Raw genomic sequence first — 26,403 nt, forward strand, 5'->3', positions numbered from 1 at the left:
TCTCTCACTGAGAACCGGCATTCAATCAAGAACTAGCTAAATTAGCACTTTCTTGCACACCTTTGGAACTTTGTAGCTTTCGTTACATTTTCAACCGCATGCGAGACTCTGTGGTCCACGGCCCTGGAATGACGGTGAACAGATCACCGCCTCGCTACTCGCTCGTCCTGCCCATATACAATGAAGAACAGGTGCTGCCTCGGCTGATCGAGCGGATCAGTTCGCTTATCGACCGGCTGGACGGCGAGACCGAGGCCATCTTCGTCGATGACGGAAGCCTTGATGGAAGCGTCGAATACCTCCAAAAAGTGGTTGCCGCCGAGCCGCGCTTTCGGCTGATCGAATTTTCCCGCAATTTCGGCCACCAAGTGGCGATTACCGCCGGTATGGACGCCGCTGCGGGCGATGCCGTCATCGTCATGGATGCCGACCTGCAGGATCCGCCGGAAGTCGTTCTCGATCTGGTGGCCAAGTGGAAGGAAGGCTTCGAGATCGTCTATGCCCGCCGGGTCAAGCGCGAGGGCGAATCCTGGTTCAAGCGCTTTACGGCAAGTCTTTTCTATCGCCTGCTGGAGAAAATGACGTCGGTCGATATTCCGCGCGACGTCGGCGACTTCCGCCTGGTCGGCCGCAAGCCGCTAGAAACCTTCAAGCGCATGCCCGAACATGACCGCTTCGTCAGGGGCATGTTCGGCTGGATGGGCTTCAAGCAAACGACCGTGCCATTTGAGCGCCACGCGCGAACCCTGGGCCAGACCAAATACCCATTCTGGAAGATGGTGCACCTTGCGGTTCACGGCATCGTCAGTTTCTCCGAGAAGCCCTTACGCCTGGCGCTCTGGGGCGGATTGGGCATTTCCGCGCTTGCGGTGGTCTTTGGCGCCTATGCCATCTTTGCCTCGTTTTTTGAAACCGGCATCATTGCCGGGTGGACATCCACGGTGGTGATCGTGTCGCTCCTGTGCGGCATCAATCTTTTCATGACCGGTGTGGTCGGGCTCTACGTTGGCAGCATCCACGCCGAGGTGAAACGCCGCCCGCTTTATGTGATTAATCGGCTCACCGGCTTCGACGAGGCGATGCGTACCGTCTCTGGTAAGCGCCGCCTATCGTTTCACAAGCCCAGGAGTGGAGTCCCCGCCAATGGCCGAACTCTTCGACAGCTATAATTCCAACTATGGCGAGGCGGTCGAAGGGTCCATCCGATTTTCCGGACTCGGGCACGACTTCTTCCTTGTCGCCAAGGCGGACCTGCTGCGGCGTCTGGTGGTCGAGCGAAAGCTTCGGCGGGGTGGGGCGGCTGTAAGGGCGCTGGATATCGGCTGCGGCGTCGGTTCGCTCCACCCCTACCTCGACGGCGCTTTTGACAGCCTCGATGGCTGCGACGTGTCGGAGCAATCAATTTTGCGCGCTGGCCAGGACAATCCAGGTGTGACCTACCGGGCCTGCACGTCGCCGAGTCTGCCCTATGAGGATGGCGCGTTCGATCTGGCTTTCGCCAGTTGCGTCGTCCATCACGTTCCGCCCTCCTCCTGGTCCGATTTCTTGCTGGAATTGCGGCGTGTCGTGCGGCCAGGTGGCGTCGCATGCATCATCGAGCACAATCCCTATAATCCCCTGACGCGTCTTGCGGTGTTCCGGTGTCCGTTCGACCACGACGCGGTCCTCCTCAACGCTGCCAACGCAGCGTCCCTCTTTCGGGAGACCGGGTTCCGGGACATCCGATCCGAGCATTTCCTGCTGCTGCCGTCGGCAAGGCCTTTCGCCAGAAGAGTCGAGCGCGCGCTCGCGTCGCTGCCGCTTGGAGCGCAGTATGCCTGCAGTGCGCAAGTCTGAGGGCCCCTCGACCAGCGACGCCGGCCTGAAACTGCTGGTGCGTTTCGGGTCGGTCGGCATCGCTGCAACGATCCTATATGCAGTGATGGCCACCGCTTTGGTCGAATGGCAACGGTTCGGCCTCTCGCCGGTCGGTGCCTCGCTCGCAGCTTATACCGCTGCCGCCCTGTTTTCTTATCTCGCGCATAAGTTCGTGACCTTCGCGTCGAGCGGATCGCATCGATCGGAGGCTCCGCGTTTTCTCTTGCTGACGGCAACCGGCTTCGCGGTGGCTTACGCGGCGCCGGCGCTTTTGACTGCGAAACTCAGTCTGCCGCCGATCATTGCCATCCTGGTTACATGCTTGCTTGTTCCAGCGGTCAATCTCCTCATGCTCGACCGATGGGTTTTTGCGCAGCGAAGACGCGGCCGGCAGCGCGATCGCCCGCCCTAATCCGCATCAGTGGGATCGAGCCGGAGCGACAACAATTTGATGGAGCGCTTATAGATGTTGCTGGCGGCAGGAGTTTGCGGAATGCCGTCGAGGTAGTCGAAGGCGATGTCGAGTGTCTTGGCCTTGGCGAGGGCCGCCGGTGGAATGACGAACGATACCGTGCGTGGCTCTTTGCCGGACAGCGTCACCGCATGCACCCGAACGCCGTTCACCGAGATCACAACCCTTTGCGTGATCTGGGGCGGACGAATGACGGCGGCCATTTGCAGCGTGGCAGTCAGACCGTCGCGAAGCGGCGGTATGTCCAGGCGAAGCCGCGAGGTCTCGCCCAGCGAATGGGTGCCGTCGGCTACCGGCCCCGACCAGCCACAGACCATCATGCCGGTTGCCTTTTTGGCTCCGTCGGACCGGAACGACACCGTCTCGCCAAGTGTGTAGCTGCCGACCGCATCGCGATTGAGGCAGGTCGTCGTCCGGTCGATGTAATAGGCGCGATAGTCGGCATTGACGTCTGGATTGAGAGCAAGCGCAAGGATCATGATTTCTGTCCCGGCCAGAACCGCCGCCAGCGCGTAGCCACCAAATCTGGCCGCGCGCCGATACCGGCCCGAAATGTCAGACCAGGGCAAGATAACCCCCGATCCATGCGACGGTCATGAAATAGCAGGCGCCCAGGAAGAGACCCAGAGCCGCAAGAAAAGTCAGCTTCGACGCCGACAACAACGTCGTCAGCAACATTGTCAGAGGCGCAAGCCCAATGACGTATCTGACCATCGAGGCCAGGTTCGTGATCAGCGGCAGGATGATGCAGCAGGCGCAGAACAACGCGGCGCCATATTGCCTGCGAACCGCCAGAACCGCCGATAGCGCCAGTCCTATGAGTGCGGCGAGCGCGCTCCATTGCGGCGCCGTAGGCAGCCATCCAGTCGCCGGAACGGCCGAGAGTCCATCCCATATGAAGGCGAGCGGATTGCCCACCACCCGTCCAAACGCGCGCTGGACGTGCAGGAAGGCAAAGCCGTCCCCGACCGTCAGATAGAGGAACAGGATGTAGGCGAACAAGCCGGCAGGCGAGATGAGAATTGCAACGAGCAGATCCGGTCGGCCAAGCACCCAACGTGGGAAAGAAAGCGCCGATCCGCCCTTTGCGCGGTAATCCCTGAACATCTGAATGACGGTCGCAAATACAACAAGCACTCCGACGAGCCTGGTTGCCGACAGCAGAGCCGATGACAGCCCCGCGGTCAGATAGCTGGAGCGTTTGAGTGCCAGAAAAACGCACGACGTCACGAGCACGAAAAGAGGTTCGGTCAGGAAAGTCGTAAAATGAAAGGAGAACGGGCCGCTGAGCAGAAAGGCGCAATATAGCACATAAGCGCGCATGTTCTTCTCGAGCAGCGGCCACGCCACCAGACAGGCCGCGTAGCTGCACGCAACCGATGTGATCGACGCGAGCAGTATCGTCGGCAAAGGGAAAACAGACCGGATTGCCGCCACCAGCATCGGATAGAATGGAAAGAAGCCCCAGCGTCCGACATTGCTCTGGTTTGGAATGGGAAAGCGCTCATAACCGTGTTCGGAAATGTCGACATACCACGCGCAATCCCACCGGCAGAGCGCGTGGGCATAGGCTGCGAAGCCTGGTTCCGCCGAGATCGAGGCAAATGCCGCATAGCGAATGGCCAGTCCACCGACGACGAATAGCAGCGGCACCACCACGACCGCAATAAAGCGGCCACCGGCGTTCGGACGCGCGACAGCTTCGAGCGCCACAATCTGCCTCCACCCGTTCAAGTGACTGGCGCCACTCAAAGCTAGATGACGCGCGCCCGGGCGAATTCAAGGCATGCAACGCGGCTCAGATGGCGATAGAGCTACCACGCGCTTCTGAGCCAGACCAGCATCTCGCCGGGGTCGCGATCGTCCCAGGTAAAGTACGGCACGGCGGTGAGTTTCGCTTCCTCCACCGCGCCAGAAGATGCCGGCCGAACAGCTTGCCGAAGATAAATTGCAGTACGTCGCTGCCTTGCACGGTGATGATCAGGAAAGCGATCAGCAACAGGTTGCGGCCTTCGAAGCTTGGGCGATCCGGGTGAGGTGATCGATCATTCAACATAAGCGCGTTTCCGCTGAATCGGCGGCGGAAATTGGTCGAAGGTATCGCCCGGGTCCCAGAATCCAAAAACCTGGAGGACGCGAATGCCTTCTGGCGCAGCACCGCCAAGGCAATTCTCGTCAACTCCGGCAGGCACAAGCTGAGCGGCCGACATGCGGGCGCTTCTCTGAGTTTCAGTTCTCCTCGCGGGCCGCAGCTTAATAGCGGCCATTCGACAAAAGGAACAAAGTGCGGTGTCGCTGGTTGAGATTTGTTGAGACCAGAGCGGAGGCTTTCGCCGCTGTCTCATCCAGCGCAAGGATTCGCCGTGGGCATTCTCGAGAGCCTGAAGAAAGCTACCGAGCAGGCGACGGGTATCGCGCGACCGAGAAAGCAAGAACTCGCCGAATTCGTGAAGATGAAGAAGCCACTCGAATTTCGGTTCAAGGATGACGGCCTCGTGCCGAACCACCCCTTCTGGCCGTTTGTCGTCTATCGCGGCCGCCGTAAGGTCGGTGGAACAATTTGATTCCGCAGCCGTGCTGGAAGAGCTTTTCGAGTCCAATGGCTGGAGTAGCGGCTGGCGGGACGGCATCTACCACTACGTCCATTACCATTCCCGCAAAAATGAAGTGCTTGGGGTTTCGGGCGGAACCGGCAAGGTTCGGTTCGGGGGCAACAGGGGCCGTACATTGTCCTTGAAGGCCGACGACATGGCAGTTCTTCCGGCCGGCACCGGTCACCAATGTCTCTCCGAGTCTGCTGGTTTCCTGGTAGTCGGCGCTTATCCCGCATCCGACGCTTATGACGAATGCACGACAGCCCAGGAACATGAGCGGGCATTACGAGCGATTCCCAAGTTGGCCGTCAACGCAAGGATCCGGTCTATGGGAGCAAAGCGCCGCTGGTCTCAGTGTGGAAAAAATGAAGCTTGAAGATGAAGTCCGCCACGTTTCCGAAGACTTGGACGATGATGTACTGAGTGACGCTGTGCGGGCGCTGCATCGTCGGGTGAAGATCGTTCATGATTTCGATATCCCCTACATTGCTGGATACAGCAAAGATGGCAGGACGATTTATATCGATCGCCATATGCCTCGCACTATGGATTGGAAATCGGCCAAGGTCCGGCTTGCCCCATTTCTGCTAACGCACGAAATCGTTGAAAAGGCGCTCCTAGACGAACTCGGGCTTCATTATCTGCACGCGCATCAAATCGCCCTTCGAGCCGAACGCGATGCAGTGAAGGCGGCGGGTGTTGGCTGGTCCGCTTACCAGGCCTTCAACAAAAAGAACGAAAAACCGATCTCCGAAGAGAAGCTCAAGAAGATCCCCAAGGATCTTGACCTGACGCCCTACCGCGACATGAGTGACTTTTCAACGCTCGAGCGTCTGCTGAAGGCGCAACGATAGTCGGACAAGCCAATGGTCCTCGCTTGCCAGTTCTATGACCGCCGCCTCGACAGTTCAGCATCGACGAGCTCGCGGCACATGTGCAAATGAGCGCATCGACCCTGCACCATCGTTTTTCGCCAGCTGCAGCTCGTTCGCATGGCGCTGCGTGCACCGAACTTTCGCGGCGGTCCCGTGTTCTCAACCGAGATACACAAAAGCGACCCGTAAAAGCGAGCCGTTCAAGCCGCTTGGGTTTTCATGTCTTCGCCGCTCACCATTTTGGTCACAGCGGAGAAATCGAGCTTGCCTGAGCCGAGGACAGGCACTTTCGCAACGACGCGCACTTCGGCCGGCACCATCAGGTCCATGGCGCCGTTGGCCCTGGCGAAGGCCAGGAATTCGGCACGCGTGGCGTTGACAGCCTCGGTAATGAGGACCAGCTTTTCGCCCTTGCGCGCATCTGGCACGGCGGCGACTGCCGAGAGCGAGCCTTTCCACAATTCGCCCGCCAGTGCCTCGACGGCGGCCAGCGAAACCATCTCGCCACCGATCTTGGCAAAGCGCTTCGCGCGGCCTCGAATGGTGATGAAGCCGACGTCGTCGACGGCGACCACGTCACCGGTGTCATGCCAGCCGTCTTCGAGCGGCTCGAGCACGCCCGGCTTCTCGGTGCGCAGATAGCCCGCCATGACGTTGGGCCCCCGCACGAAAAGCCGTCCGCCATCCTCGACGCCAGGCACCGGGTCCAGGCGGTACTCCATACCCGGCATGATTTTGCCGACACTGCCGGAGCGGTTGTACATCGGCGTGTTGATGGAGATCACGGGCGCGGTTTCGGTCACGCCATAGCCTTCGAGGATGCGCAGGCCGAACTTTTCCATATAGGTCGCGCGCGTAGAAGCCTTGACCGGTTCCGCGCCGGCAAAGCAATAGCGCACTGAGCGGAAGTCGTAAGGGTGTGCCGTACGCGCATAGCCGCTGAGGAACGTATCGGTGCCGAAGATGATCGTCGCGTTCGATGCGTAGACCAACTCCGGCACGATGCGATAGTGCAGCGGGGAGGGATAGAAATAGACCGGCACGCCCGAAATCAGCGGCAGCACCGTACCTGCTGTCATGCCGAACGAGTGGAAGATCGGCAGCACGTTGAAGACCTTGTCGCCCGAATGGAAGTCGATACGCGAGGCGGCCTGGGCGGCATTAGCCAGGATATTGCGATGGGTGAGCACCACGCCCTTAGGCGTGCCTTCAGAACCTGAGGTGAACAGGATCACCGCCGGTTGGCCGGGCTTGCGGGCGACCCGGGGTGCATTTTTGCGCAAAAGGCCGAGCAGCTTGTCCTTGAGGCCAATGGTGGCCCTCAGATCATCAAGCCACACAATATCGACCGAGCGGCCGAGTTCCTCGACCACGGCGCCAAGTTTCGCTTGTTCGACAAAGGCGCGTGAAGTCAGCACGGTGCGCACCTCGGCGGCCTTGCAAGCGGAGAGGATGTTGGCCGCACCGGCAGTGAAGTTCATCATCGCCGGAACCTTGCCGGCGGACATGACGCCGAGCAGCGTCGCACAGGCGCCGTTCGCATTGGGCAGCATGATGCCGAGCGTCTGCTGGCCGGCATAGAGGTTCTTGAATTTCTCTCCAAGCACGGCGGCGGCTGTCAGCAGCTTGCCGTAGCTCAGCGAACCGGTGACGGGGTCCTGCACGGCCAGTTGCTTCATGCCGCGTTCGCTCGCCGTCTGGATGATCTTCTCCAGCACAGTCTTGTCGATGTCCTGGGTGCGGAAGACGAGATCCGACATGACCTGGTAGAGGGCAGCACCCGCCGCTGCGCGGCGCTTCCGGCCCTTGAGATCCGGCGGTACTTCAAGTTTGGCCGGTTCTAGTATCGTCACCCTGACCTTTGGGAACAGCTGGCGGCGCACATGCAGCGAACTCAGCCGCGAAAAATAGCTCTTCTCCAGGCCGTCGATGCGCACTGGCACGATCATCGAGCCGGTCTTGTCGGCCACCATGGCGCCACCGTCATAGACCTTCATTAGGCCGCCGGTCACGGTGATCCGGCCTTCGGGGAAGATGACAAGCGGATCGCCGCCTTGCACGGCCTTGATAAGCGTGCGGGTCGACATCGGCTTGGCCGGATTGAGCGGCAGGGCGCGCGCAAGTTTCATGAACGGCTTCATCCACCAGGCTTGGGCGATGGTGTAGTCGATGGCAAACACCGGCTCCTCATCCGTCAGCGTCAAAGCCAATGGGCCGTCGAGGAAACTGACATGGTTGAGCGCCAGGATGGGTGCCGGGCCGGCCGCCTTAAGGTTTTCCAGCCCCTCCACCTCCAGACGATGGAAGGCTCGGAACAGAATGGAAACGAAGTCGCGGAAGGCGTTGGTTGGCAGATATCTCAGCATCAGCCAGGCGGCGACCACGTTGAGTGCGGCGAGGCCGAACAGGATACCTCCAGTGGAGACGCCCACTGCTTGAATCGCGGCAACAAGTATGCCGCCCACCGTCATAAAGCCTGCATTGACGATGCTCACCGCGGCGACGACGCGAGCGCGACTGGCTTCGGGCGCCCAGGCTTGTACGGCGGCGAAGGTTGGTACGACAAGAAAGGCGCTGGCAATAGCCATGCCGGCAAGGTCGATCGCAACATGGACCGTGTTTGGCCTGGCGAAGAATATTGCGAGCGTTTCGGCCCCGATCGAAGGCTGCATGCTCCAGATGGTCCAGGCCAGGTCCAAGCCGAACAGTGCCATCAACGCAGTGCCAACCGGGGCTGGCAAGAGCACCATGCGGCCCTGCGACATCCATGCGGCTATGGCAGAGCCAATGGCGATCGAAACGGCGAACACCGCGAGATAGGCGGTGACCGCGATTTCTCCGCCACCGAGCGAATCCTTGACCAGTGTAGGCAGGATCGAAAGGACAATGGCCCCGATCAGCCAGAACCACGACGTCATCAGTCCGGCGCGCCAGATCCGCTTGTCGGCACGCAAACCGTTCACCTGTCGCCAGGTCGAGCGAAAGATGTTTTTGTCGATGACTAGGTCGGGAGCCGCAGAACCGGTGGACGGGATGTAGCGGCTGACAAACCAACAGGCCACGGCAAGGACCATCATGATCGGCCCGAACACCGAGACCCCAATGCCATCGGCCGAGACGACGCCTCCGGCGATAGTGCCGCCGAGGATGGCGGCGAAGGTTGCCGATTCGATCCAGGCATTGGCGCGGGGCAATTCCTTGCGCTCGAGGTGATCCGGCAGGATGCCGTACTTGATCGGTCCGAACAGTGCCGAGATGATGCCGAACATGAGCAACGCGATCATCAGCACCGGGATCGACGACAGGGTGATTCCAACGACAGCGACAGCCGCAGCGGCGATCTCGGTGAATTTCAGCCGACGGGCGATGAGCGCCTTGTCGAACCGGTCGGCGATCTCGCCACCAACGGCGGACAGGAGCAGGAAAGGAGCCATGAAGACGGCACCCGCCAGCGTAACCAGTGATGCAGCCTTGTCCGCCGCCAGGGTGAACAGAATAAGGAACACCAGCGTGTTCTTGAGGAAATTGTCGTTGAAGGCGGAAAGGAACTGCGTCCAGAAGAGAGGCGCAAAGCGCCGTGACGTCATCAGATGGCTAGTCGTATGGCCGTTCTTGGCGATTTCCATTGGGGCGGCTTCCATTGGGCAATACCCTTGAACATCGTGGTCGTATCGATCAGCGGTCTTGCGCGGTTTGAGCTTCTTGTAGTGCGAACGCGGTTACACTTCGTTACTGCGGCTCAAATCGATCAGCGGCTTTTGGGTTTGGGGCTTCTAGCCGGTTCATGAAGCGGCTCGCCTCTTCTGCGTCTCGCAGGGTCCTGGTGATGGTGATCGAGGTATGCACGAGCCTGGTCGCCGCCATCGGGCAGAACCCCTTGGCGGCAAAGGTTGCTCCATGAAATTGATGGCGCCGTCATTATCGAAGCGGCGATGGCGAAATTGGCATGGTGAATGTTTGCAGGCGCTTCAACCCTTGGGAGCATAGCTGTTGAAGGGCATCGATATTGTCTTTTGGTTTCAGGGTGAGGTTGCGCCGGCGTTTGTCTGTCTCCAGGCCGGATACAATCAAGCGGTCTTGCGACGGTCCGGACGAACGCAGCGTCAGCGCTGCTCCGCAGCAGCGGGCTGCAGACGGCGGTCGCCAGCCAGCTTGAGGCGCAGTTGCCGCAACCACTCGCCATCCTCTCCGAGCGGATCGCAGGACAGCTACGCGATTCTGAGCACTGCCAAATCGGCCTAAATTTCCACTGCCGAATGGACGATGAAACGCGTAAGCGAGTTTCCGGACCGGAAGCTATGCGTTGGGTTGCCCAAACGATGCAGAGGCGCTGCTGTTGGCGCGACAAGCTCGACCGCAGGTGCGGACGGCATAAGAATTTTGAAGAGGCCCGTGGTGACTGGGGATTGCGCCGGTATTGGCGACGCGCGAAGACTGGGTCGATATCTGGGCGAAGGCAGCCCCTGCGACGCAACTTCATACCGGAGAATGGAGGCCGCGCTGGGAGGTTGTTGCTTCGGCTACCAACTCAAAGTGATTGTCCGGGAGAGTTCGGCGATGTCGCCATAGATCATCGAACCTGTGACGAGAAAACATTTATCACCGAGGACTTCGAAGAGTGAGCTTGCCGCGGTACAAACCGGCAGGTTCTTCGAATTGGCGTGCGTGCCGAGGGTCGCGGTTTCGACCTTACGGTCGGTCGCGGTTTCGACCTTACGGTCCTTGGCTTCGGCACAGCCGACACCGATCGCGAGGATTGCGATAGCAATGAGAGTCGTCTTGCTCATATTTTGCCCCTGGAGCCAGCTCTTGTCGGGTAAGTCGCGCGATGCATCAAGTAGCACCGGCCCACGATCGGCTTCATCCATCGATTGGAGGAAGCGGGCTCATCCATAATTAGCAATATCTTGAGTAAGGCGCCGAGCGCACCAGACTCATGGAACGGCGCGCGGAATTTCCATTCGTGACGAGGTGGATCCCGGCCGCCTTCGCAAACGGGTCACTCAGCACTGCGTAAACGTCTCGATTCCGAGCTATAGCTTTCCGCATTCGGTCATCGATCATACCAAGGTGAAGAAGGGGCAGCAGATCGAGCTTACCGGAGAGATCACGCGCGTAGACGAGGAAGGCGGCAGGGTGACTGTCGATCTGGGACCGCTGGTGACGATCGACATCGACAAGGTCAGGCTGGTCGAGAAGTACAGGACGCCAAAGCGCAAGAAGCCGCTGCGCGACATGGTGGATTAGCTCGCGGACCGCCGCTTATCCACGCGACATCGGTACCACTCAAACGAATGGCAATTTTCTGTCTGAATGCGTTTAGGGTCCATGCTCGCAGACCACGCATGGGTATCGCGCGGAGACAGGTGACTCTCGGTTTCAAGGCGTCGAGATGCTACGAGCACTGAAAAGTCAGTTCCTTAGACCTAAAGATCGGGCGATCTGCCAGCGGGTTGTCGACCAGGTAACCGCCGACGCCAAATGGTACAGCACCCCGATAGACGGTCAGATTCTGGCCTCGACCACGCTGAATCTCTTTCAATCAGGGGTCGTAAACGAAACGAATTTGCTGGCACATGTTCGCGCGCGGCGCCACGACTTCACTAAACTGACAGGCTAGTTCTTCACCCTCGCGACATGGGCGCGAAATGCGGTTCTTCGTAATCCGCCGGGCGGTCATGCAGCAAGTTGAGCGCCCGCTTTAGGTCCCGATGCAAATTGTCGATGGCGTCGTAGTGCGGACAGAACGGCCTTGGGGACAACTGCGCGACCCACAGTTCCTTCGTCAGTAGTCAAGCCTGCCGTTCGATCTTGGCAAGCATGATACTCGGAAATCTGTTCATGGCGGCGACGGTGCGGCATCCCGCAAAATAGGAATATATTCTGCATCCCGTCAAGGCACATAGACTCGTCTCGCCCTCAACGCATGCTCGCCGCGCACATTTTGGGGAAGCCCCCGACCGCTATCCGCGTCGATCTTGCCGCAATATTTGTCTCGTTAGAACTGTCTCGTTCAAAATGGCTCGTGACTTCGCTTTCGCCAGGTGGGGGCGAGAGAATGTCGAGACACCTCGTGCCGGGGGCGACATTCCGGGTTTGCTCGATCACTTCGCAGAGCTGCAACGAAAGGCGGAAGTGCGGACAGGGCAGCGTTTCCGGGTCATATCAATCCAGGAAGCTGGTCTGGATGGATTCTGGATACATCGGGTCCTCGAACGCGAAGGCATCGAGAGTTATGTCGTGGACCCGGCATCCACTGCCACATCGCGTCGCCGCCGGCGGGCCAAGACCGACAGGATTGACGGGAAGCACTGGTTCGAGCGTTGTTGGCCTACAACCGCGGCGAGCCTCGGGTTTGCGCGATGTTGCGAGTGCCAACGCCGGAGGAGGAAGACCGTCGCCGGTTGGTGCGGGAGCGGAAGGCGCTGACGAACGAGCGGATCAGGCACGTCAACAGGAGAAAGGGCCTTTTGTTCAGCCAAGGTGTGTCCGGATACGAACCGTTGAAAGGCGATCGACGCAAATGCCTCGACGCGCTCATTACCGCAGATGGGCGTCCACTGCCGCCAGCGCTCATGGCGCAGATCAGCCGCGAGCTTGATCGCATCGAGTTGCTGATCCAGCAGATCAAGGATGTTGAAGAGGCACGCGACGCCTTGCTCGTCGCGGCAGATGAGCCAACACCGGCCCTGCTGCTCAGCCTCAAGGGAATAGGTCCGGAGTTCGCGGCCGTCCTGTGGTCTGAGGGATTGTCGCGCAAGTTTGACAATCGACGACAGGTTGCCGCCTACGCTGGTTTGGTGCCAACGCCCTGGCAAAGTGGGCAGATTAATTGCGAGCAGGGAGTCTCGAAGTCCGGCAATCCTAGGCTCCGGTCGACGCTTGTCCAGGTTGCGTGGCTCTGGGTGCGCCATCAACCCAATTCCGCACTCAGCCAGTGGCGATCATCGCCCTCGCTCGGAAACTGCTTGTTGCGCTGTGGAAATACGTGAACGCCGGAGTCGTTATAGAAGGAGCTTTCCTGACGGAACCATCAGCGTAGACGCCAATCGATTCTAACAATCTCCAGGACCGATCAGGCCTGGCAGATCCTCGGTAGACGAACCGACGAAACTCATGGCCTCAAACAGCCGCCGCTGAAGAATGGTTTCGTCCCTTGGGTCCGAATCCGCCGCAAGCGGGATCATGGAACAGGTGTATGCGCCTGACCGAAATATAAGGTGGACTGGGTTCGTTCGCGAACCGCGTCACGCAAACGGACTCATCGAATGGATCTACGGATTGCGCGGAGGTACATGACAATGTCGACGTGATGCCGCGAGCGCCGGCAGGCGTCCTGAGCGCCCAGTCCGGTCGGTGACGTGGTTGCGATCCCGGCCGCGGTACGGAGGGGGGTCACCGACGACCGTATCAGCGATACACGCACTTCCTTAGCAGGCGGCCCAGCAGCTTGGGTTAGGGGGGCCGCTGAGCCTGACCAGCGAGCCTTCGGGAATGCCCGACTGGCTGGTTAGTACATTAGATAAATGTAATGTAATCGAACAATGTGAACGAAGTACTCGGCGGTAAGAAATTGACTGGCACGATTCACTTACCGCGCGCCTTTGCCTTGGGTTCTGGCGAGCTTTCGGACGGGTTTGCAGCCAATTTTGCAGATCGCCGATCTGTTACCCACAGGGACTTTTTCCTCGCCACCAAATCGTCACGATCGCCCTCAGGGGTCGCTCGGCTATGCATGGCAGCTATGGCGAAGTCGGCTCTGTTGGTTCGATAGTCTTCTTTTTGGACAGTCATCGTTTTCTCCCAGTTTCATAGCCCCTCTTTTGCCCTTGCGGGGAGATTAACTGCCTGTGCATTACGGGAGTCAATCGATGGAACGACCACTCCGCAGTCGCGAGGGCGGGAAGCAAGCCGACAATTTTAACGTTGGAGCGGCTTACAGAGTGCCGGCAACACAGCCGCCCTTTCGTCGGGCTGCGTTGATCGCGTCCATGTTGCGCTTCAGCTCGCCGATCTTGGCTTCACCTGCCTTGATGTCTGTGTTGTCCATCATGGCGATCGAGCACTGCCGCACCGCGACCCTTGGCGGTCACGTGGAGGCCTGCGAGGATGCGGCCAGTGGGTCCCAAGCCAGTCCGCACGATCACAGCGACGCATCGGGAAATTTGGCCAGGCCCTCAAGAATTGTGTCCGTCGCCTTCACCAGGCTCTCGGGCGTGAACTGCCCAAAAAAAGAAATTGGATCGAAGGAGAAGTCGTACGCTCCAAGATCCGGTGTGTCCTTTTCCCAGACCTTCTTCTTCGATTTCGATGCCAAGGCTGGTACCGCTTGCCCCGGAGCGCCCGTCTTTGGACACCTCCGCCTTTGAATGGCTGTTATGGCGCGAGGCAGACAGCCGATTTGCACGCGATAGTACATCGCCGCCCTCTGCGAGTGCCAGGCAGCATGTGTCGTTCGAGGCGTGACGCCCAAAAGCGGACGGCCCGCGGTCAGGCCAGCCGCTTGAATGGCGTTTCGGCCCAAATCACAGGCTCCGTTATGCGGTAGAATTGTCGCGTCGCGATCAAGGCTGACGGGCTGACATCAACCATCAGACCGATGATCGTCATATCACCATGTGCGAGCGCAGGCCCAAGCTGCTTCGGATTCCAGCCAATCGATGCGAGGCGGTCGAACCAGTACTCCTCGCACACGATTGTCAGATTGCTGATATGTCGCTGGATACAGAATTCCAAAATTCCGCAGTAGATCACGCCGGCTGCCTGGCAAGGTCGGCCGGGCTCACGAAGATCCCGCGCCACGAAGAACCTGGTCCATTCAAAGATATTGGGTCGGCGCGGAACGCCGCCGTCGGCGAGTTGCGGAAAGGTTTCGCTCATCAGATGTGGCCGAAGGCTCGGCACGAAACGGGATCCGGCAACGACGCCTTTTCCTGGCTGGATGCCGAGCAGATGAATCGCTTCTGGAGTATCGAACGCGTCGATCTCGCGACCGTCGGGGCGTCTCAGGTCCTGCCATCCACGTTCATCGACATAGATTTCATGCCGCAGGCGGAAGTAGCTGTCGAGATCCCCTCGATAGGCAAAGCTGTTTGACGCGTCAACGACATGGACCTGAATCATTGCGGTTCCTCGCGATGGAACCCCATCCGACCACGCGACGATTGCCCGGGAAATACCCAGATCTGGGGATGGATCAAAGTTCGATTTCGTGCCTGCGAAACGCCTCCACGATCGCGTGCACAACGTTGGCGGTGCTGAGTTTCTGCTTGATGTTGCGCAGGTGGGTCGTCACAGTGTTTTCCGAGATGCCAAGTATTCGGGAAACCTCCCATGCGGTTTTTCCTCCCGCGACCCACTGCAGGATTTCACGCTCTCGTTGGGAAAGCTTTTGTCTCGGCCGCCTGCGCGAGTTGCCAACGAGGCGTTCGGCAGCCGAATAGGCATGGCGCGCAAGGGCATGAATGGTGCAGCGCACCGTCGGCGCCAAATCAATTTCACTTCCGGCAACCGTTACACAGGCCGGATCGCCAAACGCAGCCTGAATCGGGATGCAGATCCCGTCGCAAAGCCCAAACTCTTTCGCTTCATCCATCACCCTCCTGGCATTTCCGTCCGTCAAGCCGTGATGGACGTCCCGCCAGAGGAAGGGCCCGATCGCACCACGGCACACAGCAACACAAGGGTCATGGCGATAGTGTCCGGCAGCCATATAGCGGTCGTACCATTCCTGCGGCCAACCGTTGACAAGGATGTGTCCATCCAGCGATCCGGTGTCCTGGCGTGGCAATTCGGTGACCAGACAGGCTGCGTAGCCGTGACGTTCGATGCTCTTGCGCAGTTGCCGAATGATCTCGGCGGCGCTGGTTGCACGGTCAATCTGCGCGGTTGCTTCAAAGATTTGTATTAGCTGATCCTGTAAGACGCTCCCGTGAACCGCCGCCATTGTAGGCCCTTTCAATGTACTGAGACAAAGAACAAAATAAATAACTTAGGTCCAACCGCAACGTCCGGCATGACTTTTGACTACTATAGTAGGTGGCACTAAAGGGCGCGTTCTGACTGCCTCGCCGCATGAGGCTGAGGTCTGTTTTTGCTCGCAATCTGAGGTTGCTTCGCCAGGGCGCCGGCTTGTCGCAGGAGCAGCTCGCGGACCTTGCCGGCCTCGACCGCAACTATGTCGGCAAGCTCGAGCGGGAGGAAAACTCACCGACCGTCGATACGCTGGAGGTGCTGGCGTTGGCATTGCAAGTTAACGTGGAGCAGCTCATCCGTCGAAACTCGCCGTGACGCACTGGCCAGCAGGCCGCCGAGAGCATCAGGATTTTCCCTTGCGCCGCTCACGCGACGCCACTGCACAATTACCAGCTGGGGCTCGGGCGTTTTTGCCGGGCCGTTTCGTCAGCTCGTCGATGTCGACGCTCAACGCGGTGGCAAGCTTTGCGAGCGACAGGAGTGTGGGATTGCGACGGCCGGCCTCGAGACCACTCAGATAGGCGCGCGTGAATCCTGAACGGAACGACAGTTCCTCTTGAGAGAGGGCCTGTGCGCGCCGAATCCTCTGTACGTTGAGGCCGACAACCAACCGTAGGTCCATGACGGCATGGTCGTCGCTGGGCACACTTTAGGACGACACACTATAATGAACATTCGTCATTGACAGGCGCGGCTATTGCTGCTTTTCTCATCATATTAAGGAACGCCATTCCGAAATAAGGAACGTCAGTGACAGGAAATCTTTCGTTGGAACGTGGGCTTGCGGTTCTCAATGTCCTCAAGGAAGCGGACGAAGCAGTCGGGGTGCGCGAACTCGCCCGCCGGCTTGAGCAGAGTGCTCCCGCCGTGCAGCGAATTCTGAATACCCTGGCAGAGCAGGGCTATGTCGAGCAGTCGCCAGACTCGCGGCGCTACCGGCTGGGTCACTCCGTGCTGGCGCTGGCGCGGAAGGTCCTGGGCAGAGATCGCCTGGTTGGTTTGGCTGAAATCGAACTGCAGGCGCTGGCCGCCGAAGGGTGCTTCAACGCATTCCTCGGTATCAGGCGGGGCAGCTGCGGAATTTATCTCCTGACCGTGCAAAGCAAGAGTCCGGTCGTCATTCGTTCTTCACCTGGCGAGACCTTCCCCTTGCATTCCACCGCGTTGGGCAAGGCGCTCCTGATGGAGCTGAGCGGCGAGGCGGTCATTGCGATTCTTGGACGAGGTCCACTGGAGCAGGTTGCCGTACGCACAGTCACCGATCCGCACAAGCTCGTTGCTCAAATCAGAGCGTCCGAGCCCATTGGTTACACAACATCCCTGGACGAGAACTTTACCGGGCTGATTGCGGTCGGCGCACCGCTTCGCGATGCATCAGGCACAATCATCGCGGCTATAAGTGCGGCCTACCCCCGGTCAGTGGGACCGCATGTGGAGATCGCTGAGATTGGAGAGGCAGTAATGGCGGCTGCGGCGCGCATTTCCACCGGCCTCGGCTTTATGGAAGCAAAACAGGCTCGGGATTCCCATCATGCTGCTTAACCAAGCGCGCCTGAAACAATGCATGACGGCAGCCGGGCTTGACGCAATTATAGCGACTGCCCCGGAAAACGTGACCTACATGAGCGGCTTCTGGGCTCTGCCGCAATGGATCCGTCGCGGCCCGCAGGCTTATGTCGTGTGGCCGGCTCCTGACAAGGGCACGCCTGAAATCATCGCCAGCTCCAGCACGCTCGACCTCGTAGCCGATCAGGAAGTCTGGGTGAGCAAGGTTCGGCGCTATGGCGACTTTTACGCCAATGTCGGTTCCTCGACCACCGTGGACCTCGCCAATGAACGACACCTCCAGCTTCGAGACCTGCCGAGGCATGGCGATGCCATCGCGGCTTTGGTCGCCGCATTGGAAGAAGCTCAGCTCGGCCGTGGGCGGATCGGCATAGACGAGGCCGGGCTCGCACCAGGATACCAGGAAACCCTCAGAGCCCATTTTCCCAATGCGTCGTTCCTACCAGCCACCGCATTGCTTCGCGAGGTTCGTGCCGTAAAAACGGCAAGTGAAATCGAACGGCTCGGCCAAGTTGCCCAGATTGCCGAACGCTCCATTCAAGCAGCACTCGGCGTTGCTCAGGAAGGCGCCACCGAAGCAGATCTGGCGCGCGCTTTTCATGTCAGGACGGTCGAGGAAGGCGCCCTGCCCGTACTGGGATGCATCGGCTTTGGCGAGCGCAGCGCGCTCATGAACGTCCAGCCGTCTGACCGCAGGTTGCGCGCTGGAGAAATCATCCGCTTCGACGTCGGTGGCCGGTTCCGGCACTACCGCGCCGACATTGCCCGTATCGCCACGCTGGGCGAGCCGCCGCCGCAGGCGCATCGGCTTCAGCAGGCGCTGCTGCGCGGCGTTCAGCATGCCTGCGACATTATCCGGCCGGGCATGGCAGCAGCACAGCTCTTCGAAACGGTCGTGCGTGTGGTGAAGCGCGAAGGAATTGCCCACTACGAGCGCGATCACGTCGGACATGGCATCGGCCTTGATGGTTATGATGCGCCGACGCTCTCGGCGCGCAGTACAGACATCCTTGAAGAAGGAATGGTGCTGTGCGTGGAGACCCCCTACTACGAAATCGGCCGCTGGGGACTCCAGGTGGAGGACATGGTGGTTGTTCGCGAGCGCGGAGTGGAGCGGCTGACGCAGACGCGCGATGCAATCACCCGGGTGCCGTTATGAGCCGCGCGGCAGGGTTTTCCTGTATTCGATGCGGCGCCTTGTTCCGGATCGATACCAAAATCGACTCACGCGGCTGCCCGAAATGCTGTGCCGAAGCACCGGCCAATCTTAAGGTCGTCTACGATCCATCCGGAGCTACATCGGCCGCTTCCGCAGCGGGTGCCGCCCTGCCCTCGCTCTGGCGCTATGCCGACATGCTTCCTTGTGGACTCAGCGATGCAATCTCCTTGGGCGAGGGCCTGACGCCATTGCTGAGCGCCGAGAAGCTGGGAAAGCAGCTCGGCGTCCCCAAGCTGCTTATCAAGGACGAGGGCGCAAACCCTACCTGGTCCCACAAGGACCGCTTCTCGACCGTGGCGGTGTCGATGGCACGTTTGAGTGGCGCACGCGTGGTGGCGACTGCTTCGTCGGGAAACGCCGGGGCCTCACTTGCCGCCTATGCTGCACGGGCGGGCCTGAAATGCGTCGTTGTCACATTCTCAGGCACCGCCGGCGCAATGTTGGCGCAGATCCGCAAATACGGCGCAAGCGTCGTATCCCTGGCCGACAAGTCCCATCGCTGGCCATTGCTTGCCGCTGGTACCGAGCGCCTCGGATGGTTTGCAACATCACCGTTTCACAGCCCCGTGGTCGGCAGTCATCCTGTCGGGATCGAGGGCTTCAAGACCCTGGCTTACGAAATCGTCGAACAAATGCACGGTGCCGTGCCGGACTGGTGCGCCTTGCCTGTTTGCTATGGGGATGCGCTTGCCGGGCTGTGGGCCGGATTCAAGGATCTTCTCAGCCAAGGCAAGATCGAGCGGTTGCCGAGACTCGTGGCGGCGGAAGTGCACGGATCTTTGGCCAGAGCCCTTGCCGGCAAGGGAGATCTGGTTGCCGAAGTCCCCGCAAGCTTCGACACGCTTGCCATCTCGATCGGCACCACACGAAGCACGTTTCAGGCGCTCAACGCCCTGCGTGAATCTGGCGGCACGGCAATGCCGGTCGGCAATATCGGCTTGATAGCGATGCAGCAGCAGCTTGCGGCCACCGAGGGTGTTTTTGCCGAGCTAGCCTCGGTGACGCCATTTGCAGCTATCGAATCCTTGAGGCGAGAAGGCACCATCGCGCGGTCGGACAGCGTCGTTGCCATCGTGACAGCGAGCGGCCTCAAGGATTTGGATCGTTCGACCGGTCCGAACAAAGCACAACCATCGTTTCAGTCAGTTGCCGAAGCGTGGGAATACGTTGCCGAGGGCCGTGACTATTTCACACCCTGACTTGAACGGCGCGCGACCAAGATGTCCTGAAGAGAAGATAGAGGCGATCATGAACGGATGCGATTTTTTCTGATCAATTGATGATCTCGTCCACCATTGGACGGTATTGCGACTTTTCTAAAAGCTATCCAGGAGAGGCAAATTCAACTCGCTTAGCGAGCGGAATCTCGATTCAAACATGATGTAAGGGGAATGTTCATGCTTCGGAAAACGCTCATCGGCTGGCTCGCAGCCCTCAGTGTCGCAATGGCAACTCAGACGATGGCTGAGGAAACGCTCAGAGTCGGCGTCACGCCAACCGGAGTGCCGTTCACGTTTGTCGACACCGCAACCCAAAAGCCGACAGGCGCGATGGTCGATCTGGCAAGTGCGATTGCCGCGAGCCTTGGCACGACCGCCGATTTTCAAATAAACGCTTTTCCAGCCCTGATCCCGGCACTGACGACCGACAAAATCAATCTGATTTCCGCCAGCATGTTCATAACGGACAAACGAAAGCAGGTAATCGATTTCAGCACGCCGGTTTACGCCTATGGCGAGGCGATGTTTGTTGCTGCCGGCGATAGCAAAAACTACACGATCGAGGAACTCAGAGGTGCGACCGTCGGGGCGCAGATCGGCTCGACCTACGCTGATGCTCTGGAAGCGCTTGGCGTCTTCGGTCAAGTCAAGCTCTACGACTCAATCGCTGACATGATGCGCGATGTGGTTCTGGGCCGCATCAAGGCCGGTTTCGGTGACGCCCCGATCGTCGCATATCAGCTTTCAAAGAATCCCGGCCTGGGTGTTCGCCTCGTCGACGGCTATCAGCCGATGAAAAAAGGCGAGGTCGCGTTGGCAGTTGCCAAGGAAAATCCACTGCTTCTCGAAAAGGTGAATGCCTCCATCGCCAAGCTGAAGGAAAGCGGCGAATTAAGCCGAATATTTGCCAAATATGGCCTTTGAGGCCGACCCGCACTGACCTCGACAGAAGCGCCGGCTGGCAGGACCAAAGGATCGCATCGGAATGACCGGCTTTGACGGCCGGGGTACGTGCCAAGAGGAAGCCGGCCATGACCAAATTCATCGCGCATGCAACGGAATATCTGCCGCTTCTTCTTAACGGCGTTTGGCTGACCGTCATGATAACCCTTCTTGCGCTGTGTCTTGCGACGGCGCTCGGCCTTGTTTGGGCGCTGTTCAGGACATCGGGGATACGCTGTCTCGCCGTGCCGACGCGGCTCCTTGTCGACTTCGTGCGCGGCATACCATTGTTGGTGGTTCTCTTTTATATCTACTTCGTCGCGCCCGAGATCGGCATCAACCTGACTGCGCTCCAGGCTGGCACGATCGGGCTGGGGCTGGCGCACTCCTGCTATCTCGGGGAAACCTTCCGGGCTGGCATCGAGGCGGTCGATAAGGGTCAGGTCGAAGCGGCAAAATCGATCGGCATGAAGCGTCCGTTGATGATGCGCCGCGTCGTGCTGCCGCAGGCATTCAAGATCATCCTGCCGCCTTACGCCAACAATATGGTCATGCTGCTGAAGGACTCCTCGCTTGTCTCGGTGATTTCGGTTCAGGAGTTGACCATGCAGGGCAAGATGCTTGCGTCGTCCACATTCGACAACATGACAGTTTTTACCTTGGTGGCACTGCTTTACCTGTGCCTGACGGTTCCGCTGAACCTGTTTATGCGTAGAATCGAAAGCTATCTTGGGGCGGCGGGATGATCACCTTTGAAAACGTGCACAAGTCCTTCGGCTCCCACGAAGTCCTCAAGGGAATCAACGCCGAGATCGCCAAAGGACAGGTCGTATGTCTGATTGGGCCCTCGGGTTCCGGCAAATCGACGCTTCTGCGATGTGTGAACGGGCTTGAGACCTATCAGCGCGGTCGCATCAGTATCGACGGCACCGTGGTCGATGCCGCCTCGCCCCAGGTTCACGCCATCTGCACCCGCGTTTCCATGGTTTTCCAACGTTTCAACCTGTTTCCGCACCGCACAGCCCTGGAAAATGTCATGGAAGGGCCGCTCTACGTGCTGAAGGAAAATAGGAACCAGGTCCGGGAGCGGGCCACGGCATTGCTCAGTCGCGTCGGGTTGGCCGACAAGACGAATGCCTATCCCGCGTCATTGTCGGGGGGTCAACAGCAGCGCGTGGCCATCGCCCGTGCCCTGGCGATGCGCCCACAGGCCATTCTTTTCGACGAGCCCACCTCCGCACTTGACCCGGAAACGGTCGGCGAGGTCCTGCAGGTCATGCGCGCGCTCGCAGACGAGAACATGACCATGCTCGTGGTTACGCACGAAATTCAGTTCGCCCGCGAGGTTTCCGACAGCGTCCTCTTTCTCGACGGCGGCCGGATCGTTGAGCAAGGTCCGGCCAAGGAACTGCTTCGAAATCCGAGACACGAACGCACTAGGGATTTTCTTCACCGGGTCATGCACCCTGTGTGACTGCTGGCCGATGTTGTTTGTCGCCTAGCCTCAGTTCGGACCTGTCACTGCGTAGGGGACAGGCCGTCCCCCGCGAGGACGGCGTTTAAAGTTCTGCGGTTCCAAGGGAATCTCGTCCATGCCGTCTCTTCGGCCGGACGAATTTGCGTGAGAACAGTTGGTTCAAGGGGAATGGAGATTGGCCAATGCTTCAAACCGGCGAGCCAGTCGGGGTTGTAGACTGTATCGGAATGACGATGCCCTTCATCTGGCATTATCACGACGGTGGAGGCTTCCGGATTGTGCCTGGCGAACCAGGCGCCGACCAAGGCTGCGGCGCCGCTGGTCGGCCCCATGAACAGCCCGTGATCGCGAAACAGCCCATGCGCCATTGCGTAGGCCGGCAATGCGCCCACCCAATGAATATCGTCGATCATCTCATGACGAACATTGTCCGGCAAAACGCTGTTGCCGAGCCCGCGCAGCATGCGACGTCCGACAGGCTGGCCAAAGAGCATGCTTCTGTGGGTATCGACAGCAATCATCCTGAGATCAGGAAAGAGCTCACGAAGGAAGCCTCCGGTTCCACAAAGCGATCCCCCAGTGCCCACGCAGCCGACGAGGCAATCGATGCGGCCGAATGATCGAACAACGAGGTCCGCCAGGCGCGCGTAAGCAAGGCGGTTTTCCGGATTGTCGTATTGCCGAGGCCAATACGTGCCCGGGCTATCTTGCAGGGTCTGCTGAAGATACTGGAGCCGACCGCGCTGATTGCCGTCTCCTTGAGGATCGTCGATGGCCATGACTTTGGCACCAAGTTGTTCCAGTCGCCGCCTGAGTTTCAGGTCGATGAGGCTGGAGGCCGTGACAAGTATAAGCGCATAGCCACGAGCCGCAGCCAGCATGGCGATGGCGAGGCCGAATGTGCCCGACGTCGTTTCGATGATGTGACCTTCCCGCCTGAGGCGCCCTGACGCTTCCGCCTGATCGACCATGAACCGGGCGGGGATCAGCTTCATGAGGGAAAAGCAGGCGGCGTTGAGGTTAGGTGCGAGTTGGGCAAAACGCGGCGTCTCGTAGGCGCGTAAATAGTCTTGCGCCGCGGTCACTGGATTAGCCTCGTTTCGGCATTAAGGGCAAACGTATGGACGCCTTGCAGACCTGTGCCGCTCACCTGCCTTGCGAGCTCAGCAGCGCGCATGGCCGCCCTGGGCGCAGTCGCATCCAGAAGGATGCCGATCAATGTTCCGCTGTGGGCCACCTGCACACCGCACGCGTCATGCGCCCGCGCTATATCCAAAATGGTGTCGAAGGATGCCTTCGGCAGGTGCTTCTGACTGATACTGGCGCTGATGGTTGCGACACGTCCAAGCAGGCGGGGATCTTGTTGCCGGATGGAGCGGTTCGCCAGTCCCCGCAGAACACGGAACAGCCCGATTTCCTCACTGTCGTAGCGTGCTCGTCGCATGCCTAGCGTGTCGATCGGTCGGGCACTGCCGTCCCTGAAACCCACCACGAGAAAGGGCGGGAACTCGCCTCCGAAATGTTCGATTGTACGGCCTTCCCGGTGAGCGAAGAGGAGAGCTTGGTCGCAGTAGGCGATGGCGTCGCTTGCGCTTTCCGCGGCAACGGCCAGTCGCGCAACAGTTGACTGGCGCAGCGTGACGCGCGCCGAAGCCGCGACCGCGCGGATCGAGGCAATGACGTCTGCCGTGGAGGAACCGTAGCCGTGCCCTATCGGAATAGAGCTTTCGATCGTCAATTCTCCCCCCCTGCCAGCTACCCCGACATGCTCGAGCGTGAGGGCCGCCGCGCGCGCCGCTTTGACCCGGTTTGCGGGTCGCGGCCGAATGCCATCTTGTTCATCCGGCCAGAAGGTCGCTAGCGACCCTTGCGACGTCAGCGGAAGCGTGACGAGTCCGCGACAAAGCCGTCCGTTGTCCGCTTCAAAGACGCCTTGGAGGAATTCCCCGTGATGGGCGTGTGCCCGACCGACTCCTACCACCAGAGGCCATGTGACAGTCTCCTTGTTGATCTTCCTCGAATGTGTCTGCTGGCCGGATCTCGGTGTGCTTGTCTGGGTCACCGCATCATCTCCTCACCATGGCATTGGGCGATGATGCGTGCGACTGACCCGTGCTGTCACTCGCCAAATCTCGGTAGTCCCATTGGCAAGCACATCATGCAAAGATACGGACAAGATTGCCCCACCAATTGGAGCCTCCAATACTGGACTAGACACAGCAGCACTCGTTTCGGGAACCGTTGGTCTTGCGGCCAACCATTCCGAAACAAGTGCGGCCATGCACGGTATTTTCAGTATTGGTCTTGTAAGGAGGGTTGGACTGCTCACCCTGAGTCAATACTGAGATCTGGCGATAGCCCATAGCGGCCTCACCCAGGCGTCGGCGCTTTAGCTCCTTGCCTCTGCGCGTCTTGCGCGGCTAGGCTGCGTGGCGGCTTGAGCGTTCGATTGCGATCTCACCGGCCCTGCATATCGTCGCGCACGAATCTCTTGTCGTCGAAGCGGTGGTGATGACGGAGGCACAGGGTGGCGACGCCTTGATCGGTGCAGGATCTACCATGGACCGCGGCAGTCGGGAGGAGTTCCTCACCGGGTTCGTCACCCTTGCCGTCTCGTTACGGCCTGAACTGCACCGCTATTGCTCGCGTCTCATGGGGTCGGTCGTCGACGGCGAAGACGTTGTGCAGGATCTTTGCTCGAACCCTCGTTGCTCTCGACCAGTTGTGCAAGATTCCGCAGCTGCGACCCTGGTTCTTCCGGATTGCCCATAGCCGTGCGCCGGACCTGCTGCGCAGCCGTGCGATCCGCGCAGCAGAGCCTATCGAGGCGGCCCTTGAAGTCGTTGTCGACGCCGCTCCGGACCCCGTGAAGATTTTGATGCTTCAGGAAGCGATACAAACTGCGGTGTCTCGCTTTACGGAACTCCCGATCCTCCAGCGCAGCGTCATTATCCTGAAGGATGTGCTTGACGAGCCGCTGGCTGAGATCGCGGGTCTGCTCGATATCACGGTCGATGCCATGACGGGCGAATCTCCTGCTGCTCCGCTGACTCGACGTTACATCAGGGGGCGCTAATTATCGGTCCTCGGGTCAAAAATCTTAGAAGGCCAACATGCTGAAACCATCGTGGAACAACGCTCGAGGAAGCCGACTTCTATCTCTTTTTCGCAGCTATGCTGATCGTATCACAACGCGGCGGGTCACACGCAAACTTGATTCGTACGGAGATTGGCTGAGAGCCCTCACCCTGACACTACTCCCGACGAGGAAGGCTCATCACTGCAATGCCTGCGATCGCGGTGTGGCGGCTTTTTACCGTTTCGGGGGATACACGCTTATTTGCCCGCTTTGTCATGCCCTGGATCGTGAGCGGTTTTTGATTTGTGCTCTAGACCGTAAGCTTCTCGGGCTTCCGGCGGGACCGCTTAGAATTCTCCAGATTGCGCCGAGCGAAAAGGGGCTTTCAAAGAGACTATCTCAGGCGGGCAACCTCATTAAAGGCGATATTGAGCCCGGACGGTACGGCCCCGATACCGTGCAGGTTGACCTAATGAACATGAACGGCATCAGCGATCTCGATATTGTCGTCTTGTGTCATGTCATGGAGCACGTACCTGACGATCGGCATGTCTTTCGGCAAGTTTGGTCATCCCTTAAGCCTGGAGGACAGGTCTGGATCCAAGTACCGCTTATCTATCGTCAAACGCTCGAAGCGACGCCATCCATGTCACGGAGCGAGCGCGACGAACGCTTCGGCGGATCAGATCACGTGCGAGCCTACGGTCCCGATATCAAGGAGCGTATCGAGGACGCGGGTTTTACGGTTGCTCGAATAAATTCAGACCGTATACCTGCCGCCGATCGCGAGCGTCTTGGGCTTCTCCCCGATACTCTCTTTATTGCCGAACGGCCCGAGTAACACAATTCGGATTGAGAGCGCGAAGTTCCCGACGCCATCCCTGGTGGCGATCATCGCTACTGTGGGCAGGCGCATCACCTGTGACCTCTGCCTTCGGAGGGCAGCTCGCGCCCTCGATGTCGGGCGCTGGCGCCTGCGAGTACAGTGTCATGCGCCACCCGCAGGTTGCACAAGCTATCCCCTCCTGGACTTCACTCGACCAGTTGTGTGCGTCAAGTTCTGCAAAATGGCGTGGCATTGCGGTGACGTCGGCGTGTCCGCCGCGCAGCCCCCGTGTTTAGCGGAG

The 26,403-nt window shown here is 59.4% G+C and carries 25 protein-coding genes and 3 pseudogenes; 17 read left to right on the forward strand and 11 right to left on the reverse strand.

Annotated features, from left to right (window positions below; translation table 11 throughout):
• Positions 1-128: 128 nt before the first annotated feature.
• Genes NKH04_RS23215 through NKH04_RS23225 form a run of 3 tightly spaced genes read left to right on the forward strand, consistent with a single transcriptional unit; the run spans position 129 to position 2,269 of the window.
• Positions 129-1,169 carry a glycosyltransferase family 2 protein gene (locus tag NKH04_RS23215; RefSeq protein WP_353045030.1) on the forward strand — a complete coding sequence of 347 codons (1,041 nt, stop codon included), beginning with the start codon at positions 129-131 and terminating at the stop codon, positions 1,167-1,169.
• Positions 1,144-1,836: a class I SAM-dependent methyltransferase gene (locus NKH04_RS23220; protein ID WP_352996920.1), complete on the forward strand. Its 693-nt coding sequence runs from the start codon at positions 1,144-1,146 to the stop codon at positions 1,834-1,836. The genes NKH04_RS23215 and NKH04_RS23220 overlap by 26 nt, the downstream gene beginning before the upstream one ends.
• On the forward strand, positions 1,814-2,269 hold the full coding sequence (locus NKH04_RS23225) for a GtrA family protein (RefSeq protein WP_352542315.1): 456 nt from the start codon (positions 1,814-1,816) through the stop codon (positions 2,267-2,269). Before NKH04_RS23220 ends, NKH04_RS23225 begins: the two co-directional genes overlap by 23 nt.
• Here the strand turns inward: NKH04_RS23225 and NKH04_RS23230 are convergent.
• From NKH04_RS23230 to NKH04_RS23245, 3 genes and pseudogenes are all read right to left on the reverse strand, one after another.
• Positions 2,266-2,808 carry a hypothetical protein gene (locus tag NKH04_RS23230; RefSeq protein WP_353045031.1) on the reverse strand — a complete coding sequence of 181 codons (543 nt, stop codon included), beginning with the start codon at positions 2,806-2,808 and terminating at the stop codon, positions 2,266-2,268. The two genes, NKH04_RS23225 and NKH04_RS23230, sit on opposite strands and share 4 nt — an antisense overlap.
• Positions 2,809-2,884: 76 nt before the next feature.
• Positions 2,885-3,772 (reverse strand): hypothetical protein, encoded by an 888-nt coding sequence (locus NKH04_RS23235; RefSeq protein WP_353045032.1) that lies wholly within the window; start codon positions 3,770-3,772, stop codon positions 2,885-2,887.
• A gap of 466 nt (positions 3,773-4,238) precedes the next feature.
• Positions 4,239-4,358 (reverse strand): annotated as a pseudogene (locus tag NKH04_RS23245) (phosphatidate cytidylyltransferase); the annotation flags it as partial.
• A 334-nt stretch (positions 4,359-4,692) separates the two neighbouring features.
• Here NKH04_RS23245 and NKH04_RS23255 point away from each other — a divergent pair.
• Genes NKH04_RS23255 through NKH04_RS23265 form a run of 3 tightly spaced genes read left to right on the forward strand, consistent with a single transcriptional unit; the run spans position 4,693 to position 5,777 of the window.
• A complete protein-coding gene (locus NKH04_RS23255) occupies positions 4,693-4,893 on the forward strand; it encodes a hypothetical protein (protein ID WP_353045033.1) in 201 nt (66 codons plus the stop codon).
• The gene (locus NKH04_RS23260) at positions 4,880-5,299 is read left to right on the forward strand and encodes a hypothetical protein (protein WP_353045034.1); all 420 of its coding nucleotides are present in this window, start codon (positions 4,880-4,882) and stop codon (positions 5,297-5,299) included. The genes NKH04_RS23255 and NKH04_RS23260 overlap by 14 nt, the downstream gene beginning before the upstream one ends.
• Positions 5,289-5,777 (forward strand): hypothetical protein, encoded by a 489-nt coding sequence (locus NKH04_RS23265; protein WP_352503494.1) that lies wholly within the window; start codon positions 5,289-5,291, stop codon positions 5,775-5,777. The genes NKH04_RS23260 and NKH04_RS23265 overlap by 11 nt, the downstream gene beginning before the upstream one ends.
• Before the next feature lie 221 nt (positions 5,778-5,998).
• On the opposite strand, the gene NKH04_RS23270 is transcribed toward NKH04_RS23265, so the two are convergent.
• Together NKH04_RS23270 and NKH04_RS23275 are read right to left on the reverse strand one after the other, a co-directional pair.
• Positions 5,999-9,424, reverse strand: coding sequence for an acyl-[ACP]--phospholipid O-acyltransferase (locus NKH04_RS23270; protein WP_353045042.1), 3,426 nt, complete (start codon positions 9,422-9,424; stop codon positions 5,999-6,001).
• 894 nt (positions 9,425-10,318) lie between these two features.
• A complete protein-coding gene (locus NKH04_RS23275; protein ID WP_352816230.1) occupies positions 10,319-10,666 on the reverse strand; it encodes a hypothetical protein in 348 nt (115 codons plus the stop codon).
• 103 nt (positions 10,667-10,769) lie between these two features.
• Between NKH04_RS23275 and NKH04_RS23280 the strand changes: the two genes are divergently transcribed.
• Together NKH04_RS23280 and NKH04_RS23285 are read left to right on the forward strand one after the other, a co-directional pair.
• Complete coding sequence (locus NKH04_RS23280; protein ID WP_353045035.1) at positions 10,770-11,045, forward strand: hypothetical protein; 276 nt, start codon at positions 10,770-10,772, stop codon at positions 11,043-11,045.
• Positions 11,046-11,724: 679 nt separating this feature from the next.
• A pseudogene (locus tag NKH04_RS23285) lies at positions 11,725-12,840 on the forward strand (IS110 family RNA-guided transposase).
• A gap of 1,101 nt (positions 12,841-13,941) precedes the next feature.
• On the opposite strand, the gene NKH04_RS23290 reads toward NKH04_RS23285, so the two are convergent.
• The 3 genes from NKH04_RS23290 to NKH04_RS23300 form a co-directional block, all read right to left on the reverse strand.
• The gene (locus tag NKH04_RS23290; protein WP_352542322.1) at positions 13,942-14,217 is read right to left on the reverse strand and encodes a hypothetical protein; all 276 of its coding nucleotides are present in this window, start codon (positions 14,215-14,217) and stop codon (positions 13,942-13,944) included.
• Between the two features lie 71 nt (positions 14,218-14,288).
• The gene (locus tag NKH04_RS23295) at positions 14,289-14,921 is read right to left on the reverse strand and encodes an acyl-homoserine-lactone synthase (RefSeq protein ID WP_353045036.1); all 633 of its coding nucleotides are present in this window, start codon (positions 14,919-14,921) and stop codon (positions 14,289-14,291) included.
• Between the two features lie 73 nt (positions 14,922-14,994).
• Positions 14,995-15,744 carry an autoinducer binding domain-containing protein gene (locus NKH04_RS23300; protein WP_352816227.1) on the reverse strand — a complete coding sequence of 250 codons (750 nt, stop codon included), beginning with the start codon at positions 15,742-15,744 and terminating at the stop codon, positions 14,995-14,997.
• A 128-nt stretch (positions 15,745-15,872) separates the two neighbouring features.
• Here NKH04_RS23300 and NKH04_RS23305 point away from each other — a divergent pair, with 128 nt between their 5' ends.
• Positions 15,873-16,088 (forward strand): helix-turn-helix domain-containing protein, encoded by a 216-nt coding sequence (locus tag NKH04_RS23305; protein ID WP_352816226.1) that lies wholly within the window; start codon positions 15,873-15,875, stop codon positions 16,086-16,088.
• A gap of 28 nt (positions 16,089-16,116) precedes the next feature.
• On the opposite strand, the gene NKH04_RS23310 is transcribed toward NKH04_RS23305, so the two are convergent.
• The gene (locus NKH04_RS23310) at positions 16,117-16,419 is read right to left on the reverse strand and encodes a helix-turn-helix domain-containing protein (protein WP_353045037.1); all 303 of its coding nucleotides are present in this window, start codon (positions 16,417-16,419) and stop codon (positions 16,117-16,119) included.
• Between the two features lie 104 nt (positions 16,420-16,523).
• Between NKH04_RS23310 and NKH04_RS23315 the strand changes: the two genes are divergently transcribed.
• From NKH04_RS23315 to NKH04_RS23340, 6 genes are all read left to right on the forward strand, one after another.
• Positions 16,524-17,315 carry an IclR family transcriptional regulator gene (locus NKH04_RS23315; RefSeq protein ID WP_352996937.1) on the forward strand — a complete coding sequence of 264 codons (792 nt, stop codon included), beginning with the start codon at positions 16,524-16,526 and terminating at the stop codon, positions 17,313-17,315.
• Positions 17,305-18,498, forward strand: coding sequence for a M24 family metallopeptidase (locus NKH04_RS23320; protein WP_353045038.1), 1,194 nt, complete (start codon positions 17,305-17,307; stop codon positions 18,496-18,498). Before NKH04_RS23315 ends, NKH04_RS23320 begins: the two co-directional genes overlap by 11 nt.
• Positions 18,495-19,757: a threonine synthase gene (locus NKH04_RS23325; RefSeq protein WP_353045039.1), complete on the forward strand. Its 1,263-nt coding sequence runs from the start codon at positions 18,495-18,497 to the stop codon at positions 19,755-19,757. The genes NKH04_RS23320 and NKH04_RS23325 overlap by 4 nt, the downstream gene beginning before the upstream one ends.
• Positions 19,758-19,955: 198 nt before the next feature.
• Complete coding sequence (locus tag NKH04_RS23330; protein WP_352472981.1) at positions 19,956-20,702, forward strand: substrate-binding periplasmic protein; 747 nt, start codon at positions 19,956-19,958, stop codon at positions 20,700-20,702.
• A gap of 107 nt (positions 20,703-20,809) precedes the next feature.
• Positions 20,810-21,466 (forward strand): amino acid ABC transporter permease, encoded by a 657-nt coding sequence (locus NKH04_RS23335; protein WP_352542328.1) that lies wholly within the window; start codon positions 20,810-20,812, stop codon positions 21,464-21,466.
• Positions 21,463-22,194 carry an amino acid ABC transporter ATP-binding protein gene (locus NKH04_RS23340; protein ID WP_353045040.1) on the forward strand — a complete coding sequence of 244 codons (732 nt, stop codon included), beginning with the start codon at positions 21,463-21,465 and terminating at the stop codon, positions 22,192-22,194. The genes NKH04_RS23335 and NKH04_RS23340 overlap by 4 nt, the downstream gene beginning before the upstream one ends.
• A gap of 44 nt (positions 22,195-22,238) precedes the next feature.
• Here the strand turns inward: NKH04_RS23340 and NKH04_RS23345 are convergent, their stop codons facing one another.
• Both NKH04_RS23345 and NKH04_RS23350 read right to left on the reverse strand, forming a co-directional pair.
• Positions 22,239-23,282: a cysteine synthase family protein gene (locus NKH04_RS23345; RefSeq protein ID WP_352542330.1), complete on the reverse strand. Its 1,044-nt coding sequence runs from the start codon at positions 23,280-23,282 to the stop codon at positions 22,239-22,241.
• Complete coding sequence (locus NKH04_RS23350) at positions 23,279-23,935, reverse strand: GHMP family kinase ATP-binding protein (protein WP_352542331.1); 657 nt, start codon at positions 23,933-23,935, stop codon at positions 23,279-23,281. The genes NKH04_RS23345 and NKH04_RS23350 overlap by 4 nt, the downstream gene beginning before the upstream one ends.
• Positions 23,936-24,756: 821 nt before the next feature.
• On the opposite strand from NKH04_RS23350, the pseudogene NKH04_RS23355 reads away from it, so the two are divergent.
• Positions 24,757-25,219: pseudogene (locus tag NKH04_RS23355) on the forward strand (RNA polymerase sigma factor); the annotation flags it as partial.
• A gap of 91 nt (positions 25,220-25,310) precedes the next feature.
• Positions 25,311-26,117: a class I SAM-dependent methyltransferase gene (locus tag NKH04_RS23360; RefSeq protein ID WP_352542332.1), complete on the forward strand. Its 807-nt coding sequence runs from the start codon at positions 25,311-25,313 to the stop codon at positions 26,115-26,117.
• Positions 26,118-26,403: the final 286 nt, after the last annotated feature.

The organism is Mesorhizobium sp. M1365, from assembly GCF_040317865.1.
Lineage (GTDB): Bacteria > Pseudomonadota > Alphaproteobacteria > Rhizobiales > Rhizobiaceae > Mesorhizobium.

Excerpts from the sequence above, each read along its gene's own strand:
- NKH04_RS23215 (WP_353045030.1), top strand. The coding sequence starts at position 129 with ATGACGGTGAACAGATCACCGCCTCGCTACTCGCTCGTCCTGCCCATA.
- NKH04_RS23220 (WP_352996920.1), top strand. The coding sequence starts at position 1,144 with ATGGCCGAACTCTTCGACAGCTATAATTCCAACTATGGCGAGGCGGTC.
- NKH04_RS23225 (WP_352542315.1), top strand. The coding sequence starts at position 1,814 with ATGCCTGCAGTGCGCAAGTCTGAGGGCCCCTCGACCAGCGACGCCGGC.
- NKH04_RS23230 (WP_353045031.1), bottom strand. The coding sequence starts at position 2,808 with ATGATCCTTGCGCTTGCTCTCAATCCAGACGTCAATGCCGACTATCGC.
- NKH04_RS23235 (WP_353045032.1), bottom strand. The coding sequence starts at position 3,772 with ATGCTGGTGGCGGCAATCCGGTCTGTTTTCCCTTTGCCGACGATACTG.
- NKH04_RS23265 (WP_352503494.1), top strand. The coding sequence starts at position 5,289 with ATGAAGCTTGAAGATGAAGTCCGCCACGTTTCCGAAGACTTGGACGAT.
- NKH04_RS23270 (WP_353045042.1), bottom strand. The coding sequence starts at position 9,424 with ATGGAAATCGCCAAGAACGGCCATACGACTAGCCATCTGATGACGTCA.
- NKH04_RS23275 (WP_352816230.1), bottom strand. The coding sequence starts at position 10,666 with ATGGATGAAGCCGATCGTGGGCCGGTGCTACTTGATGCATCGCGCGAC.
- NKH04_RS23290 (WP_352542322.1), bottom strand. The coding sequence starts at position 14,217 with ATGTACTATCGCGTGCAAATCGGCTGTCTGCCTCGCGCCATAACAGCC.
- NKH04_RS23295 (WP_353045036.1), bottom strand. The coding sequence starts at position 14,921 with ATGATTCAGGTCCATGTCGTTGACGCGTCAAACAGCTTTGCCTATCGA.
- NKH04_RS23300 (WP_352816227.1), bottom strand. The coding sequence starts at position 15,744 with ATGGCGGCGGTTCACGGGAGCGTCTTACAGGATCAGCTAATACAAATC.
- NKH04_RS23305 (WP_352816226.1), top strand. The coding sequence starts at position 15,873 with ATGAGGCTGAGGTCTGTTTTTGCTCGCAATCTGAGGTTGCTTCGCCAG.
- NKH04_RS23320 (WP_353045038.1), top strand. The coding sequence starts at position 17,305 with ATGCTGCTTAACCAAGCGCGCCTGAAACAATGCATGACGGCAGCCGGG.
- NKH04_RS23325 (WP_353045039.1), top strand. The coding sequence starts at position 18,495 with ATGAGCCGCGCGGCAGGGTTTTCCTGTATTCGATGCGGCGCCTTGTTC.
- NKH04_RS23330 (WP_352472981.1), top strand. The coding sequence starts at position 19,956 with ATGCTTCGGAAAACGCTCATCGGCTGGCTCGCAGCCCTCAGTGTCGCA.
- NKH04_RS23335 (WP_352542328.1), top strand. The coding sequence starts at position 20,810 with ATGACCAAATTCATCGCGCATGCAACGGAATATCTGCCGCTTCTTCTT.
- NKH04_RS23340 (WP_353045040.1), top strand. The coding sequence starts at position 21,463 with ATGATCACCTTTGAAAACGTGCACAAGTCCTTCGGCTCCCACGAAGTC.
- NKH04_RS23360 (WP_352542332.1), top strand. The coding sequence starts at position 25,311 with ATGCTGAAACCATCGTGGAACAACGCTCGAGGAAGCCGACTTCTATCT.